This window comes from Achromobacter sp. UMC46 (genome assembly GCF_014170335.1).
Taxonomy (GTDB): Bacteria; Pseudomonadota; Gammaproteobacteria; order Burkholderiales; family Burkholderiaceae_B; genus Achromobacter.
The window spans coordinates 94,118-108,676 of sequence record NZ_LZZS01000030.1; the positions used below are offsets into that span (position 1 = coordinate 94,118).

General features: G+C 67.9%; 16 protein-coding genes. 12 read left to right on the plus strand and 4 right to left on the minus strand.

The genetic code is table 11. The features are described from left to right. Positions 1-43 precede the first annotated feature (43 nt). The gene (locus A9973_RS20505) at positions 44-2,344 is read right to left on the minus strand and encodes an NADP-dependent malic enzyme (protein ID WP_183015511.1); all 2,301 of its coding nucleotides are present in this window, start codon (positions 2,342-2,344) and stop codon (positions 44-46) included. A gap of 107 nt (positions 2,345-2,451) precedes the next feature. Here A9973_RS20505 and A9973_RS20510 point away from each other — a divergent pair, with 107 nt between their 5' ends. The 4 genes from A9973_RS20510 to A9973_RS20525 all read left to right on the plus strand — a co-directional run bounded on the left by A9973_RS20510 (position 2,452) and on the right by A9973_RS20525 (position 5,415). Next, positions 2,452-3,420 carry a LysR substrate-binding domain-containing protein gene (locus A9973_RS20510; RefSeq protein WP_183015512.1) on the plus strand — a complete coding sequence of 323 codons (969 nt, stop codon included), beginning with the start codon at positions 2,452-2,454 and terminating at the stop codon, positions 3,418-3,420. 141 nt (positions 3,421-3,561) lie between these two features. Further along, entirely contained in the window at positions 3,562-4,110 is a 549-nt protein-coding gene (locus A9973_RS20515) for a hypothetical protein (RefSeq protein ID WP_183015513.1), read from the plus strand. After that, positions 4,110-4,604 carry a hypothetical protein gene (locus A9973_RS20520; RefSeq protein WP_183015596.1) on the plus strand — a complete coding sequence of 165 codons (495 nt, stop codon included), beginning with the start codon at positions 4,110-4,112 and terminating at the stop codon, positions 4,602-4,604. The genes A9973_RS20515 and A9973_RS20520 overlap by 1 nt, the downstream gene beginning before the upstream one ends. Positions 4,605-4,761: 157 nt before the next feature. Further along, positions 4,762-5,415, plus strand: coding sequence for a response regulator transcription factor (locus A9973_RS20525; protein WP_183015514.1), 654 nt, complete (start codon positions 4,762-4,764; stop codon positions 5,413-5,415). Here the strand turns inward: A9973_RS20525 and A9973_RS20530 are convergent, their stop codons facing one another. Further along, entirely contained in the window at positions 5,416-7,056 is a 1,641-nt protein-coding gene (locus tag A9973_RS20530) for a hybrid sensor histidine kinase/response regulator (RefSeq protein ID WP_183015515.1), read from the minus strand. Positions 7,057-7,308: 252 nt separating this feature from the next. Here A9973_RS20530 and A9973_RS20535 point away from each other — a divergent pair, with 252 nt between their 5' ends. The 5 genes from A9973_RS20535 to A9973_RS20555 all read left to right on the plus strand — a co-directional run bounded on the left by A9973_RS20535 (position 7,309) and on the right by A9973_RS20555 (position 10,335). Next, positions 7,309-7,686 carry a hypothetical protein gene (locus A9973_RS20535; protein ID WP_183015516.1) on the plus strand — a complete coding sequence of 126 codons (378 nt, stop codon included), beginning with the start codon at positions 7,309-7,311 and terminating at the stop codon, positions 7,684-7,686. A 69-nt stretch (positions 7,687-7,755) separates the two neighbouring features. Continuing rightward, entirely contained in the window at positions 7,756-8,088 is a 333-nt protein-coding gene (locus tag A9973_RS20540; protein ID WP_183015517.1) for a hypothetical protein, read from the plus strand. Positions 8,089-8,140: 52 nt separating this feature from the next. Further along, entirely contained in the window at positions 8,141-8,479 is a 339-nt protein-coding gene (locus A9973_RS20545) for an EF-hand domain-containing protein (protein ID WP_183015518.1), read from the plus strand. A gap of 23 nt (positions 8,480-8,502) precedes the next feature. Then, a complete protein-coding gene (locus A9973_RS20550) occupies positions 8,503-9,306 on the plus strand; it encodes an AraC family transcriptional regulator (RefSeq protein WP_183015519.1) in 804 nt (267 codons plus the stop codon). Positions 9,307-9,402: 96 nt separating this feature from the next. Continuing rightward, positions 9,403-10,335: a DMT family transporter gene (locus tag A9973_RS20555; protein WP_255469246.1), complete on the plus strand. Its 933-nt coding sequence runs from the start codon at positions 9,403-9,405 to the stop codon at positions 10,333-10,335. On the opposite strand, the gene A9973_RS20560 is transcribed toward A9973_RS20555, so the two are convergent. Next, positions 10,332-10,808: a MarR family winged helix-turn-helix transcriptional regulator gene (locus A9973_RS20560; protein WP_183015520.1), complete on the minus strand. Its 477-nt coding sequence runs from the start codon at positions 10,806-10,808 to the stop codon at positions 10,332-10,334. The genes A9973_RS20555 and A9973_RS20560 overlap by 4 nt on opposite strands. A gap of 133 nt (positions 10,809-10,941) precedes the next feature. Between A9973_RS20560 and A9973_RS20565 the strand changes: the two genes are divergently transcribed. Further along, positions 10,942-12,345 (plus strand): MATE family efflux transporter, encoded by a 1,404-nt coding sequence (locus A9973_RS20565; RefSeq protein WP_255469247.1) that lies wholly within the window; start codon positions 10,942-10,944, stop codon positions 12,343-12,345. Here the strand turns inward: A9973_RS20565 and A9973_RS20570 are convergent. After that, complete coding sequence (locus A9973_RS20570) at positions 12,266-13,231, minus strand: LysR substrate-binding domain-containing protein (protein ID WP_183015521.1); 966 nt, start codon at positions 13,229-13,231, stop codon at positions 12,266-12,268. The two genes, A9973_RS20565 and A9973_RS20570, sit on opposite strands and share 80 nt — an antisense overlap. Before the next feature lie 136 nt (positions 13,232-13,367). Here A9973_RS20570 and A9973_RS20575 point away from each other — a divergent pair, with 136 nt between their 5' ends. Next, positions 13,368-13,784 carry a sel1 repeat family protein gene (locus A9973_RS20575; RefSeq protein ID WP_183015522.1) on the plus strand — a complete coding sequence of 139 codons (417 nt, stop codon included), beginning with the start codon at positions 13,368-13,370 and terminating at the stop codon, positions 13,782-13,784. After that, complete coding sequence (locus A9973_RS20580; protein WP_183015523.1) at positions 13,781-14,551, plus strand: sulfite exporter TauE/SafE family protein; 771 nt, start codon at positions 13,781-13,783, stop codon at positions 14,549-14,551. Before A9973_RS20575 ends, A9973_RS20580 begins: the two co-directional genes overlap by 4 nt. Positions 14,552-14,559: the final 8 nt, after the last annotated feature.

Genomic DNA, 14,559 nt, shown 5'->3' on the forward strand with positions numbered 1-14,559 from the left:
AGCGTGTGCGGCGCGGGCAGCGTGGGGGCAGCCCCCCTCTACTTCAGTCCGAGGCTTCCACCCGATTGGCGTCCAGCACGGTCATGGCCGTCATGTTGATGATGCGGCGCACGGTCGAGCTGGAGGTCAGGATGTGCACCGGCGCATTCGCGCCCAGCAGGAACGGGCCCACCGCCACGTTGCCGCCGGCTGCCGTCTTGAGCAGGTTGTAGGCGATGTTGCCGGAATCCACGTTCGGGCACACCAGCAGGTTCGCCTCGCCCTTCAGCGTGGACGACGGCAGGATGCGCATGCGCAGCGCTTCGTCCAGCGCGCAGTCGCCGTGCATTTCACCGTCGATTTCCAGACCGGGCGCTTTTTCGCGCACGATTTCCAGCGCATGCCGCATCTTGGCGCCCGAGGCCGAGCTGCCCGAACCGAAGTTCGACCGCGACAGCAGCGCCACCTTCGGCGCCAGGTTCATGCGGGCCATTTCCTGCGCCGCCATCACCGTGAATTCCGCGATCTGTTCCGCCGTGGGCTCGTCGTTCACGTGCGTGTCCACCAGCACCACCGTGCGCTCGTTGAGCAGCAGGATGTTCATGGCGGCATACACGTTGTGGCCCGGACGGCGGCCGATCACTTCGTCCACGAAACGCAGGTGGTCGTGATAGGCGCCGACGGTGCCGCAGACCATGCCGTCGGCATCGCCCAGGTGCACCATCATCGCGCCGATCAAGGTCAGGCGGCGGCGCATTTCCACGCGCGCCATTTCCTTGGTGATGCCGCGGCGGCACATCAGTTCCCAGTACGTCGTCCAGTACTGGTGGAAGCGTTCGTCGTATTCGGGGTTGGTCACTTCGACGTCTTCGCCCAGGCGCAGACGCAAGCCGAATTTCTCGATGCGCGACAGCAGCACGGCCGGACGGCCCACCAGAATGGGACGGGCCAGGCCTTCGTCGACCACCACCTGCACGGCGCGCAGCACGCGTTCGTCTTCACCTTCGGTGAACACGATGCGCGACTTGCCGCCGCCGCGCACGATGCGCTTGGCTGCCGAGAACAACGGCTTCATGAACGCGCCCGAGTGGTACACGAACTGCTGCAGCTGCTCTTCGTAGGCTTCCAGGTCGGCCAGCGGGCGCGTGGCCACGCCGCCGTCCATCGCCGCCTTGGCCACCGCCGGCGCGATGCGCACGATCAGGCGCGGATCGAACGGCTTGGGGATCAGGTATTCCGGGCCGAACGAGATGTCATAGGTGCCGTAAGCGGCCGCCACGACTTCGTTCTGTTCCTCTTCCGCCAACTGGGCGATGGCGTACACCGCCGCCATTTCCATTTCACGCGTGATGGTGGTTGCGCCCACGTCCAGCGCGCCGCGGAAGATGTACGGGAAGCACAGCACGTTGTTGACCTGGTTCGGGTAGTCCGAACGGCCCGTGGCCATGACCACGTCGTCGCGCACGCCGTGCGCCACTTCCGGCAGGATTTCCGGCGTGGGGTTGGCCAGCGCCAGGATCAGCGGGCGCGAACCCATCGCGGCGACCATTTCGGGCTTGAGCACGCCGCCTGCCGACAGGCCCAGGAACACGTCGGCATCCTGGATCACTTCGGCCAGCTTGCGGGCCTCCGTCTTTTGCGCAAAGCGCGCCTTGTCCGGATCCATCAGCACGGTGCGGCCTTCGAAGACCACGCCTTCCAGGTCCGTCACCCAGATGTTTTCCAGCGGCAGGCCCAGGTCCACCATCAGGTCCAGGCAAGCGAGCGCGGCGGCGCCTGCGCCCGAGGTCACGACCTTGACCGACTTGATGTCCTTGCCCACGACCTTCAGGCCGTTGATGAAGGCGGCCGATACGGTGATGGCCGTGCCGTGCTGGTCGTCGTGAAAGACCGGGATCTTCATGCGTTCACGGAGCTTGCGCTCGACGGTGAAGCATTCCGGGGCCTTGATGTCTTCCAGGTTGATGCCGCCGAAGGTGGCTTCCAGGCCGGCGATGATCTCGACCAGCTTGTCCGGGTCGGTTTCATTGATTTCGATGTCGAAGACATCCAGGCCGGCGAACTTCTTGAATAGCACCGCCTTGCCTTCCATGACCGGCTTGGAAGCCAGCGCGCCGATGTTGCCCAGGCCCAGCACCGCGGTGCCGTTGGTGATCACGCCCACCAGGTTGCCGCGCGCCGTGTAGCGGTAGACATTGGCCGGGTCGGCCACGATCTCTTCGCAGGCCGACGCCACGCCGGGCGAATACGCCAGCGCCAGGTCGCGCTGGTTGACGAGCGGCTTGGAAGCCACCACTGAAATCTTCCCCGGGGTGGGGAACTCGTGATAGTCCAGTGCTGCCTGGCGGTCTGAGGGGGTGTTCATGGGCGGTAGCCTCGCTGTCTTGAATATGCAAAAATTCTAGGCCTCAAGACATAAGACGATCATTCGGATTTAATATTGTCCCATTACCTTTACCTTATGGCCTGTCTATGACAGCCTTTGACCCGGATGCCGTCATCCGGAAACTGACCTCGCGCCTGAAGATGCGCCACCTGATGCTGCTGCTGCAAATCGAGCAGCACGGGTCGCTGACCCGGGTGGCGGAGCACATGGCCACCAGCCAGCCGGCGGTGACCAACGCCCTGGCCGAACTGGAAAGCATGTTCGACGTGCCGCTCTTCGAGCGGTCGGTCCGGGGCATGACGCCCACCGCGCTGGGCGCCGTCGTGCTGGTGCGCGCCCGGGGGCTGGTCCATGACCTGGGCCATCTGGTGCAGGAAATGGAAGCCGTGGCGGCCGGCCATGCCGCCCACCTGCACATCGGGGTCATCCCTTTCGTGTCGGGACAGATGCTGTCGGCAGCCATCAGCCGCACGCTGCCGCAGGGCCGGCGCATCACCGCGACCATCCACGAAGGCCAGGGGCCCGCCCTGCTGCGCCAGCTGCGCGACCACACCCTGGACATCGTGGTGGGCTGGGCGACGCCGTCGGTGGACCTGAGCGACATCGATTTCGAAGTGCTGTACCACCAGCAGCCGCGCCTGATCGCCAGCCGCCGCCTGGCCGCGCGCCTGGGCCGGTCGCGGCTGGAATGGAACCGGCTGGCCGACCTGGACTGGATCCTGGGCACGCCGGGCAGCCCCATCCGGGAACAGGTGGCCGACATCTTCCTGCGCGCCGGCCTGCCGCCGCCGCCGCCGTCGGTGCAAAGCGATTCATCCAAGCTGATCGGGGAAATGATCGTGGCCAGCGACCGCGCCGTGTCGATCCTGCCGGCCGACATCGCCGATGAACTGGTGCGCATCGCGGGCGCGGCCATCGTGCCCTATTCCTTCGATTGGACCCTGCCGCCGATCTCGCTGTTCACGCGAGCGGACGGCTTGCGGCGCAATGTGGACGCGTTGTTCGCATCGGCCTTGCGCGAGGTCTATACCAAGGGCGCAAGACCGGGCGCGTAGCGTCTGGACCCGGTCCTGGGCCGCCCCCGGGGCGCGCCGATGCGGGCGGGCGGAATGCCAAGAAATGCAAAGGCCGCGCCCGCGCCGCCGCCTGCCCTCCTATACTTGCGGCGCCAAGCATCACGCAGGAGGGCACGCCGCTTGTTCACCCATTCGCCACGCCACGCGAAACGCCGCGCACTTGCCCTGATCGCCCTTGCGGCGCTAGCCACGCTGTCCGGCTGCAGCTCGCTGCTCAGCGAAGGCACCGGCGCCGCGGCAGGTATCGCCGGCACCGCCATCGCCAACAAAGTCACCGACAACGCGACCGTCGCCACCGGCATCGGCCTGGGCGTGCAGGCCGGCGCCAAAGCCGCGCTGGCCTACGCCCAGCGCAAGACCCGTGGCGAAGAACAAGACGCCATCGCCACCGCCGCCGGGCCGCTCGGCGTGGGCGCCGTCGCGCCCTGGAGCGTCAAGCACCAGCTTCCCATCGAAAGCGATGCGCGCGGCCAGGTCGCCATCAGCCGGACCTTCGGCGGCGCGGGCCTGGAATGCAAGGAAGTGGTCTTCTCGATCGACACGCCCGCCGACAAGGCAGGCGGCGACCCGTCGCGCGAATTCTTCGTCACGGCGGTCTGCCGCGACGGCGCGCACTGGCGCTGGGCCAACGCCGAACCGGCCACGGCGCGCTGGGGATCGTTGCAGTGATGCGCCGCGCAGGCTTGCTGGCGCTGCTGGCCGCCGCCGTCGGGTTGAGCGGCTGCCAAAGCTCCTCCATCGGCGGCGCCACGGGCGCCGTGGTCGGCACCGTCAGCGGCGCGGCCACCGCGAATCCCGTCGCCGGCTACGCCATCGGCGTCACCGTGCAGGCCGCAGTCGACGCCACGGTGAAATACGTGCTGCGCGAATGGAAGAACGATCAGCAGAACGTCATGGCCAACGCGGCCGGCGAACTGCCCATCGGCCAGGTGCGGCAATGGCAGATCCGCCATGCGCTGCCCGTGGGCAACGAGCAAGGCGGCATCCAGGTGGTGCGCGACATCGACACGCCGCTTGCGCGCTGCCGCGAAGTGCTGTTCACGGTGGAGCAGGACGACGCGCCCGCGCCCGCCTACGCCAGCATGATCTGCCGGCAACCCGGCGGGCAATGGAAATGGGCGGCGGCGGAGCCCTCGGTGGCGCGCTGGAACGGGCTGCAATAGCCCGGCGGAGGCGCCCGGCGGCCGCATCCTCGCGCCCCGGCTTCAAAACGTAACATTTATCAACCTTAGGCTGCGTCCCGATCGGAATCACGGCCTCTGCGCATAAGATGCGGGAAAATTCCTATTCGCGGAAAGCACCTGCTAGACGATAAAAAAAATGGCAATTGGATCCGGCCCGCCCGAGCGTTTCCTGATTTCGGATGACCACCCCACGTTTCGGATGGGCATGTGCGAAATCATCCGGCGCATTGCGCCTGCCGCCGCGCTGCAAGAGGCCGACCGCCTTGAGGACGTGTTCGAAATGATCCGGCGGGACGGGCCGCCGGACACGCTGGTGCTGGATTTGCTGTTCCCCGAAGGCAACTCGGTCGACTGGATTTCGGAGTTGCGGCGGATGTGCCCGCGCAGCTCGCTGATCGTGGTCTCGGTGATCAACGACAAGCAGCGGATCGACGCCGTCATGGCCTCGGGCGCGGACGGTTTCATCGGCAAATCGGTGTCGCCCGCCGAAATCGGGGAAGCGATCCTGGCCATCCGGGCGGGCGACATCGTGGTCCGCTACAACCGGCCGAACCTGTCCGGCGACAACGACCTGGCCAGCGTGATCGCGGGCCTGACGCAACGGCAACGCGATGTGCTGGCGATGCTGGTCGAAGGCCTGACCAACAAGGAAATCGCCCGGATCCTGGACATCTCGCCCTTCACGGTGCGCATCCACGTTTCCGCCCTGCTCAAGGCAATGAACGTGCCCACGCGGGCGTCCGCCGCGGTGTTGGCCGCCAAGGCGGGCGTGCGGCGCGCCGCCGCCTGATCACGGTTCCCGCGCCGGCTCGGGCTGACGCGTTTGCACGGCAAGCGCCAGGGTCGTCAGCAACGAACGCAGTTCCGCCGCACGGATCGGCTTGGCCAGAACGGGAAGCGCCGGATCCGGCACGACCTCCCGGATCGCCTTCGTGTCATGGCCCGTCAGCAGCACCGCCGGCACATGCGCCCCCAATTGTTCCCTGACCCGCGCGATGCACTCGGCGCCGGTCATCTCGGCATTCAGGTCGTAATCGCTGATGACGACATCGCACGCCGGCGCCGCCGGCATCGCGCTTGCCCGTTCCACCACGCAGCCCCACCGTTCCAGCAGCGTGGCGGTCGCCATCAGCACGTTCGCATCGTCCTCGATCAGCAGGACGCGCAGCCCGTTCAACCGGCTTGCGCCCGCCGCCGTCCGGGGCGCCTGGGGCGGCTGCGCCGCCTCCGCGATCGGGAACCCCTCGATCGTTACCGTCGTGCCCCGCCCCAAGCGCGACCGGATGCTTACGCGCAGCCCCAACAGCGCGCATAGCCGCTTGACGATCGACAACCCCAGCCCCAGGCCTTCGATGTCCTTGTCGCGCTGCAGGCGCACCCGGTAGAACTCTTCGAACACCAGGCCCAGATGCGCCTCCGGGATGCCGCGCCCGCGGTCATGCACTTGCAGGGCGATGGCGCGCCCCCGCCGGCGCGCCGCCACCAGCACCTCCCGCCCCTCCCCGTACTTGAGGGCGTTGGACACCAGGTTCTGCACAATGGTGCTGAGCAGATGCGGATCCGTCCGGACCTGCCAGTCGCCTGCCTTGACGCGGATCGGCACCTCGGCCCAATGCGAGGCCGTATCGCGGGAATCCCGCAGCACGGTGTCCAGCACGTCGCGCAGGCGCACCACTTCGGGCTTGGCTTCCAGCTTCCCGCTATCCAGCGTGTAGCTGTCCAGGATCGAACGGAACAAGTGCGACACGCTGTTTAACGAGCGGTCGATGCTGTCGACCAGATGCCGCTGATGCCCGTTCAGGTTCTCGTCGCGCAGGCAATCCGCGAACAGCGCGATCGAATGGATCGGCTGGCGCAGATCATGGCTGGCCTGCGCCAGGAAACGGGTCTTCGCCAGCGTCGCCTCGCGTTCGCGCGCATGGGATTTTTCATTGCTGCGCAACAGGAAATGCGTATAGGCGGGCACGATCAGCGTGGTCAGGGCCAGCGTCACCGTGACGTAAGGCTGCTCGCGCCAATACGGCGTCAGCCAGACCACCACCGCCAGGTCAAGCAACGCCAGGCCGGTCGCGGCGGCCAGATAACGCGAGCCATACCGGACGCCGTATCCGACCGTCATCCACAGCACGACCGCATAGACGGGAAGCAGGACCCTGCCGCCCATCGCCAGATGAAAGCCCAGGGCCGAATAGTCGTTGACCATCGCGAACACGCGCCGGCCCGGGTAGTTTCCCGGCCAACGGATGATTGCCCACCGCAGCAGCAGCGACACCGCAAGGAACGCTACGCCGTGGATCGCCATGATGACGGCGTGCTGCAGCGGCAGCTGCCCCGCCCACGCCAGGATCGGCGCATACACCGTGACGAGCAAGGCGCTCATCAGGCGCACCGTCGCTTGCGCGCGCTCGGTGTCTTTGATCTGTTCCGCCATATTCCCCTTGGGAGCGGCCGGCGCCGCGTCTTGGTGTGACCGACGCGCATTTTCCGTCCCTTTCGCGGCAGGTTCATCCTTTGCCCTGGGGTTTCCGGTGTACTAGTACACCGGAAACCCCAAGCGAAATCTTGATCGGGCCGATCCGCCCACTTAATATCAGCAGCCGAATGCGCTGGCGGGCACCGCCGCCGCATCCGGGACATGGCGCAGGCGGGGAGGCTTGGCCGCGCATATAAAAAGGAAAAGCACGTGCGATTCAGTTTTCAGAGAGCGGTATTGGCGGGCCTGTGCGGCGCCATGCTGACGGCATGCACCACTTGGGACGTCGCCCTCATGCGCCAGAAGGGCCGGCCCGTCAACGACCTCGTCGCCGAATGGGGGCCGCCCAACAAGGTCTACGCCAGCGACGACCTGCCGGTCGGCCAACTGGTGTATTTGTATTCGACAGCCGACAACGTCGAATGGAACGAAGCCGTCGGCTCTTACGGCAACAACATGTACGGCGGGACGATCTACCAGCGGCGCTCGGGCGTGGCCAACTGCTACACCAGCTTCTACGTCGACGAGAACGGCATCATCGTTGGTGGCAACCTCGAGAACGAGGGGGTGACCTGCAAGATGTGGTGACGGCAGCCAGGCTCCCTGGCCCTTCCCCCCTGCAGCACGCCTATCGACCTTCCTGCGAGCACACCTGAGATGATTAAGAAAACCACCCTCGTTCCCTGGCTGATGGCGGCATCGCTTGGCCTTTCGGCGGCCGTCCATGCCGAAGAGAAAATGTCCGCCGGGGACATCTCCCGCGCGGTGGCCTACACCGACGCCCTGCGCGCGCAGGCCTACCAGAAGCAAGCCGAACAATTCAAGGCGTGGGCCGACAAGGTCGGCCCCGGCCCCGACGGCTCGGAAGCCATGACCCGCGCGGTCAAGCTCATGGGCTTGGCCAACCAGGCCATGCGCGCCGCCTGCACCCGGGAACCCCACTACGTGGAAAAAGGCATCAAGGCCTTCCGTTGCAGCGCGCTGAAGTGATTTCGGCTACGCTGCAAACATCACGGCCTTGGCCGGCAAGGGAAGGAAAGACATGAAGAAGTTCATCACCTTGAGCGCGGCAGTCGCCGCGCTGGCTATCGCGGCGCCGCTGGCGGCCGCCCCGTCTTCCGAAGGCAGCGTCCAGCTGTCGCCGGCACAGATGCAGCGCCTGGACACCGACAAGAACGGCGTGGTCAGCCGCAGCGAATACCAGGCCTTCATGGAAGCCTCATTCGCCAAACTGGACGCCAACGGCGACGGTTTTCTCACGAAGAGCGAATTGCCGGCCGACTTGACGGCCGAACAGTTCGCCGCGATGGACACCAACAAGGACGGCAAGATCAGCCGCGCCGAATTCCTGAAGCAGGTCATGAAGGAATACAAGGGCTGACCGTCTTCGCCGGCGCCCCGCGCATGCAACCCGGCCAATTCGTCATGCAGCGCAGCGCGCTTCCCGGCGTGCAGGCCGTGGCTGCGTGCAGCGGGCACACCTTTTCGCGGCACACGCACGATCAGTTCGGCATTGGCGTGATCCGCGCGGGCGCCCAGGTGTCGCATAGCGGGCGCGGCCGCGTGCAGGCCGGTCCCGGCCACGTCATTACCGTCAACCCCGGCGAAGTCCACGACGGCGCGCCCGTCGGCGACGGCATGCGTGCCTGGCAGATGCTGTATCTGGACCCCGGCGTGATCGCGCAGAGCGCGGCCGACCTGATCGCCGATGGGCGCCGCTACGAATTCGAACACCCTGCCCGCGACCAGCCCGGCCTGGCGCGCGACGTGCTGTCGCTGTATGCCCACGTGACGGCTGGCGCAGAGGCCAGGCTGGCGTGCGACGCCCTGCTGCTGCGCATCGTCGCGGCGGCGCACAGCCCCTACGCGCCATCTGAAGCCGGCCGCGGCGTGCCCGACGCGATCCGCCACGCCCGCACCCTGATCGACGACGATCCCGCCGCCCTGGTGTCGCTGGCCGATCTGGCCGCCGCTAGCGGCCTGAGCCGCTATCAAGTACTGCGCGCCTTTGCCGGCGCCACCGGCATGACGCCCCACGCCTACCAGATGCAGCGCCGGCTGCTGCTGGCGCGCCGCCTGATCCGCGAGGGCAGGCCGCTGGCGGACGCCGCCGTGGCGGGCGGTTTTGCCGACCAGAGCCACATGACCCGCCTGTTCGTGCGCACCTACGGCGTTTCTCCCCGGCGCTACGCGCTGGCGGCGCGCTGACCTTTCCGCCCAGCCGCCCCCCTGCAATTTCGTTCAAGACGCGTGCCGCGGGCACGCCCTACGCTGCGGCTTTCCCACTTGGTGGCGTACACGGACATGAATGGAAAGATGCAGGGATATTGCTGCCTGGCGGCGGCCATGGTGCTGGTGGGCAGCACGGTCGTGGCCAGCAAGATCATCGGAACCGGGCTGCCGCCCTTTACCGCGACGGCGCTGCGGTTCGCCATCGCGCTGCCCTGCTTCGCGCTGCTGATGGCCGCGACCGGCGCCCGGATGCCGCGTCTGGACCGGCGCGACTGGCTGCTGCTGGCGGCGCAGGCCATCGCCGGCAGCGTCGGCTACACCACGCTGTTGATCGCCGGGCTGCAGCGCACATCGGCCGTGGACGGCGGCGTCATTCTGGGGACGCTGCCGCTTGTCACCGCGGCCGTCGCGATCGTGCTGCTGGGTGAACGCCCGGGCAAGGCCATGCTGGCCGCGATCGCCGCCGCCGGTTTCGGCGTCTGGTTGATGACGCGCCATGGCGCGGACGCCAGCGGCGCGCCGTCCTGGATCGGCAACGCGCTGATCCTGGGCGCGGTCTTGTGCGAAGGACTGTTCATCCTGCTGAACAAACGCCTGCGCGTACCGGTCCCGCCGCTTGCGCTTTCCACCGTCATGACAGGTTTCGGGCTGGCCTTCTCGGCGCTGGCGAGCCTGACGGAATCGCCCTGGCGGCTCGAAGTATCCGCCGACGCATTCCTGGCCGTCGCGTACTACGCCGTCGTGCCCACGGTAGGCGGCTTCCTGCTGTGGTATGCCGGCGCCGCGCGCGTGCAAGGGTCCGAGGCCGCGCTCTTCACGGCGCTGGCACCGGCATCCGCGGTCGCGCTGGCGGCCGGCTTGCTGGGGGAGCCGTTGACAGGCGTCCAGATCGCGGGGATGGCGTGCGTGCTGGGCGCCGTGGCGCTGCTGGGCTGGCCCGGCCGCAAGCGGCATGTGGAAAATCCGGCGAATCCGAAAAATCCAGCTAATTCCGCAGGCGGCTAGCCCCGGCTGAACGCCAGCGCGAACTCATCGGAAAAAATGTCGGCCAGCGCATGGCGCAAGGCGGCCGCGCGCTCTGCGCCGTAGGCGGCTTCGAAGCGGTCCTGCGCGTCTTTCCACAGGCGCTTGGATTCCGCCAGCTTGGCGCGGCCGGCGTCCGTCAGCGCCACGCGGCGGCTGCGTCCATCGTGTTCGTCACGCGCCATCCGCACATAGCCGTCCCGTTCCAGCGGCTTCAGGTTGTGCGCCAATGCGGAACGGTCCAACACCATCGAGCGCGCCAGATCCGTCATCGACGGTGTGCCGGCGCGCGCGATGTGGATCAGAATCGAATGCTGCGACACTTTCAGGCCGCAGGGCGCCAGCACCGTGTCATACAACTGCGACACGCGCCGGGTCGCCTTGCGCAGGGCGGCGCCGTTGCAGACAAGGGGATCCGGAACAATGGCGGGGACGGTAGGATCGGCGGCGGACATGGCGGCGGGGACGGCAAATGGAAAGGGGCAAGGCCATTACGCTACTGCCGGGCCGGACTCGCGTCCAGCCCATTCTTGACAGGTATTGGCATATGCACGTAAATTTTACCGCATCCCGTTCCGGCCATCTTCCATGCCAGCGACTCCCCCGCCACGCCCCGCCAATGCGCGCCTGCAGGCCATGCTTGAAGCGCCCATCGCCCCCACGCTGGCACGCCTGGCCTGGCCCAATATCCTGATGATGTCGGCGCAGTCCGCCACCGGCCTGATCGAGACCTGGTTCCTGGCCCGGCTGGGCACATCCGTGCTGGCGGGCGTGGCGCTGGTGGTGCCGGTGCTGTTCCTGATGGGGAACATGTCGCAGGGCGCGATGGGCGGCGGCATCTCGGCCGCGGTGGCGCGCGCGCTGGGCGGCGGCCGCCAGCAAGAGGCCGACCAGCTGGTGCTGCACGCGGTGGTGCTGAACGCGCTGCTGGGGCTGGTCTTCTGCGTGCTGCTGCTGGCATTCGGACCGCAGCTGTATCGCGCGCTGGGCGCCGAAGGCGAGGCGCTGGACGCCGCCCTGGCCTACTCCAATGTCATTTTCGGCGGCATCGTCCTGATGTGGCTGATGAACGCGTTCGCCAGCGTCATCCGGGGCACCGGCAACATGCTGGTGCCCGGCGCGGTGATCTGCGGCGGCGCGTTGCTGCTGATCCCCCTGTCGCCGTGCCTGATCTTCGGCTGGGGGCCGTTCCCCGCGCTGGGCGTGGCAGGCGGCGGCTGGGCGCTGGTCATCTACTACGGCGTGGGCGCGCTGATCCTGGGCACCTACTGCGTCAGCGGGCGCAACCCCGCGCGGCTGGTCCTCAGCCGGCTGCATCCGAACCTGATGCGCAGCATCCTCAGCGTGGGCGCGCTGGCCACGTTGAACCCCCTGCTGACCAATGCGCTGGTGGCGCTGACGGCGGCGCTGGTCGGCGCCTATGCCGGCACGGCGGCCGTGGCCGGCTACGGCATCGCCGTGCGTCTGGAGTATCTGCTGATTCCGATCGCCTTCGGGTTGGGTGCGCCCATGGTCGCCATGGTCGCATCCAACATCGGCGCGGGCCAGCCCGAACGCGCAATGCGCATCGCATTGACGGGCGGCGCGATGGCCTTCGTGCTGGCCGAAGCCATCGGACTCGCGGCGGCGTGCTTTCCCGAAGCGTGGCTGCGGCTGTTCGGCGCCGAAGACCACATGCTGCAAGCCGGCTCGGCGTATCTGCGCACGGTCGGCCCGGTCTACGGGTTCTTTGCGCTGGGGTTCTCGATGTACTTCGCTTCGCAAGGCGCGGGCCGGTTGAAGTGGCCGTTGATCGCAGGCTGCCTGCGCCTCTTGACTGCCGTGGGCGCCGGCGGCGTGGCGCTGCACCTGACCGGATCGCTGACCGTGTTCTTCCTGACCGCGGCGGTGGCGATGTGCCTGTATGGCCTGATCATCCTGACCGCGGTCGCGTCCGGCTCGTGGTTCGACCGGGGGCATCTGCGCAAACCCCAGCCGCTGGCGCGTCCGTAGCCGCGGGCGCGTCGCGCAGCGCGTAGGCGACCAGTTCGGCGGCATACGCCGGCAAGGCGTCGCGCACGCACAGCACCAGGTCGCGCGTGGCCCAGTCGTCGGCCAGCGCCACGCGCAGCACACCGGCGGCACGGCCATAGCGCATCGCGGCCACGCGCGGCACGATGCCGATGCCCACGCCCTGCCCCACCATCCGGCAGACGGCGTCGAAGCTGCGCAAGCGCACGCGGTACGACAGCACTTTGCCGCCGCGCCGCGCGTGATGCGCAATGTGCTCCTGCAACGCGCTGCCTTCCACCAGACCCACGAACTCCTCGTCGCCCACCTCGGCCAGCGTGACCGCCGGACGGCCCGCCAACGGGTGGCCGCGCGGCACGATCAGCGTCAAGGGATCATGGCGGAAGGTCTGCGTATGCAAGGCGTGCAGATCGGTCGAATCCGCCAGCACGCCGATGTCGCAGGTGCCGGCGCGCAGCGCATCGGCGATCTCGTGGCTGAGCCGTTCTTCCAGGTCCACCGACACGCGCGGATGGTCTTTCAGGAAATCGCCCAGCACCGCCGGCAGGTATTCGCTTAGCGCCGTGGTGTTGCACAACACGCGCACATGGCCTTTCAGCCCGTGGCCGTAGTGGTCGAGCTCGCCGCGCATGCGGTCCATCTGGGCAAGCACCACCCGCGCGTGGTGCGCCAGCGTGCGGCCGGCCGGCGTAGGGTCGACGCCCCGGTGCTCGCGCAGCAGCAACGGCACGCCCAAGGTGTCCTCCATGCCGCGGATGCGCTCGCTGGCGGAGGCCAGCGTCATGTGGGAACGCTTGGCGCCCGCCGTGATGGAGCCCGTTTCCTGCACGTTCAGGAAGAGCCGAAGGTCGGTCAGGTCGAATCGCATCCGGCCAGCGTAGCACGTCGCTCCTCAGGCTGACCCATAGGCAAGCTATGCGACTTCCCGATTCCATACCCGGGCGCCGTGGCGCAGAATTCAGACGTTCCCCCATTACGTTGCCGCCCGAACCCGGAATTCGACCATGACAATCTTGAATCCCCGCTCCCGCCCGTCGCGTTGGCCAAGCTTGGCGCTGCTGGCGCTGGCCCTGAACACCTCAGGCGACGCCATAGCCCAGCCCGGCCTTGGCGCCTACACCACGCCCGCGCAGAAATACGCGTTGGCGCTGGAAGCCCAAACCGAAGGCGACGTGCCCGCCATGCTGGCCTGGCTGCGCGCCGCAGCGCGGGACGACCATGCGCCGGCGCAACGCCTGCTGGGCATGGCGCTGATCGGCGGCCCGGCCTTGTACGGCCCGGCCATGCCCGCCGACCTGTGCGAAGCGCGCCAATGGCTGCTGCGCGCCGCGCGCCAGGACGGGGCCGCCCCGAACGACGTGGCCTACGCCCTGTTCGGCCGCCCCCGGCAAGCCCAGCCCTTCCAATGCGAGCGCTCATGAGCCCGCTGGACCTGTTTCCCGGCGGCACGCCGGCGCTGATTGCGTTGACCACTGCGGTGTTCGTCCTGGCCGGTGTCGTGAAGGGCGTGGTGGGTTTGGGCCTGCCGACCATTTCCATGGCGATGCTGGCGCTGGTCATGGCGCCCGCGCAGGCCGCCGCCCTGCTGATCGTGCCGTCGCTGGTCACCAACCTGTGGCAGGCGCGGCCCTGGCCCACGCTCTTCGCGACCTTGCGCCGCGTTGCCGCCATGCAGGCGGGCGTCTGCGTCGGCACGATCGCGGGCGCGCTATGGCTCGGTGCGCCCAGCGGCCATTGGGCCAGCGTCTGCCTGGGGTTTGCGCTGATCGCCTATGCGGCCTGGGGCCTGTTCGGATCACCGCCCAGCGTGCCTCGCCGGCACGAGCAGGCGCTGGGCGCGGTGGTCGGCGCGGTCACCGGCGTGATCACTGCAGCGACGGGCGTGTTCGTGATTCCCGCCGTGCCCTACTTGCAGGCGCTGAACCTGGGCAAGGATGGACTGATCCAGGCCATGGGCATTTCCTTCACGGTATCGACGGTGGCCCTGGCGGCCGGCCTGTGGCTGAACGGCGGCTACAGTTCGAACGCGGCCGGCGCCTCGGTGCTGATGCTGCTGCCCGCGCTGATCGGCATGGCACTGGGCCAATGGCTGCGCGGCCGGCTGTCGGCGCACACGTTCAAGCTGTGCTTCATGGTGAGCCTGGCGCTGCTGGGCGTGTACCAGGTCGTGCAAGGCTGGACGGCGTGAGCGACCCG

Bases quoted from the DNA above. Each gene is read 5' to 3' on its own strand.
- A9973_RS20505 (WP_183015511.1), bottom strand. From the start codon at position 2,344: ATGAACACCCCCTCAGACCGCCAGGCAGCACTGGACTATCACGAGTTC.
- A9973_RS20510 (WP_183015512.1), top strand. From the start codon at position 2,452: ATGACAGCCTTTGACCCGGATGCCGTCATCCGGAAACTGACCTCGCGC.
- A9973_RS20520 (WP_183015596.1), top strand. From the start codon at position 4,110: ATGCGCCGCGCAGGCTTGCTGGCGCTGCTGGCCGCCGCCGTCGGGTTG.
- A9973_RS20525 (WP_183015514.1), top strand. From the start codon at position 4,762: ATGGCAATTGGATCCGGCCCGCCCGAGCGTTTCCTGATTTCGGATGAC.
- A9973_RS20530 (WP_183015515.1), bottom strand. From the start codon at position 7,056: ATGGCGGAACAGATCAAAGACACCGAGCGCGCGCAAGCGACGGTGCGC.
- A9973_RS20540 (WP_183015517.1), top strand. From the start codon at position 7,756: ATGATTAAGAAAACCACCCTCGTTCCCTGGCTGATGGCGGCATCGCTT.
- A9973_RS20545 (WP_183015518.1), top strand. From the start codon at position 8,141: ATGAAGAAGTTCATCACCTTGAGCGCGGCAGTCGCCGCGCTGGCTATC.
- A9973_RS20550 (WP_183015519.1), top strand. From the start codon at position 8,503: ATGCAACCCGGCCAATTCGTCATGCAGCGCAGCGCGCTTCCCGGCGTG.
- A9973_RS20555 (WP_255469246.1), top strand. From the start codon at position 9,403: ATGAATGGAAAGATGCAGGGATATTGCTGCCTGGCGGCGGCCATGGTG.
- A9973_RS20560 (WP_183015520.1), bottom strand. From the start codon at position 10,808: ATGTCCGCCGCCGATCCTACCGTCCCCGCCATTGTTCCGGATCCCCTT.
- A9973_RS20565 (WP_255469247.1), top strand. From the start codon at position 10,942: ATGCCAGCGACTCCCCCGCCACGCCCCGCCAATGCGCGCCTGCAGGCC.
- A9973_RS20570 (WP_183015521.1), bottom strand. From the start codon at position 13,231: ATGCGATTCGACCTGACCGACCTTCGGCTCTTCCTGAACGTGCAGGAA.
- A9973_RS20575 (WP_183015522.1), top strand. From the start codon at position 13,368: ATGACAATCTTGAATCCCCGCTCCCGCCCGTCGCGTTGGCCAAGCTTG.
- A9973_RS20580 (WP_183015523.1), top strand. From the start codon at position 13,781: ATGAGCCCGCTGGACCTGTTTCCCGGCGGCACGCCGGCGCTGATTGCG.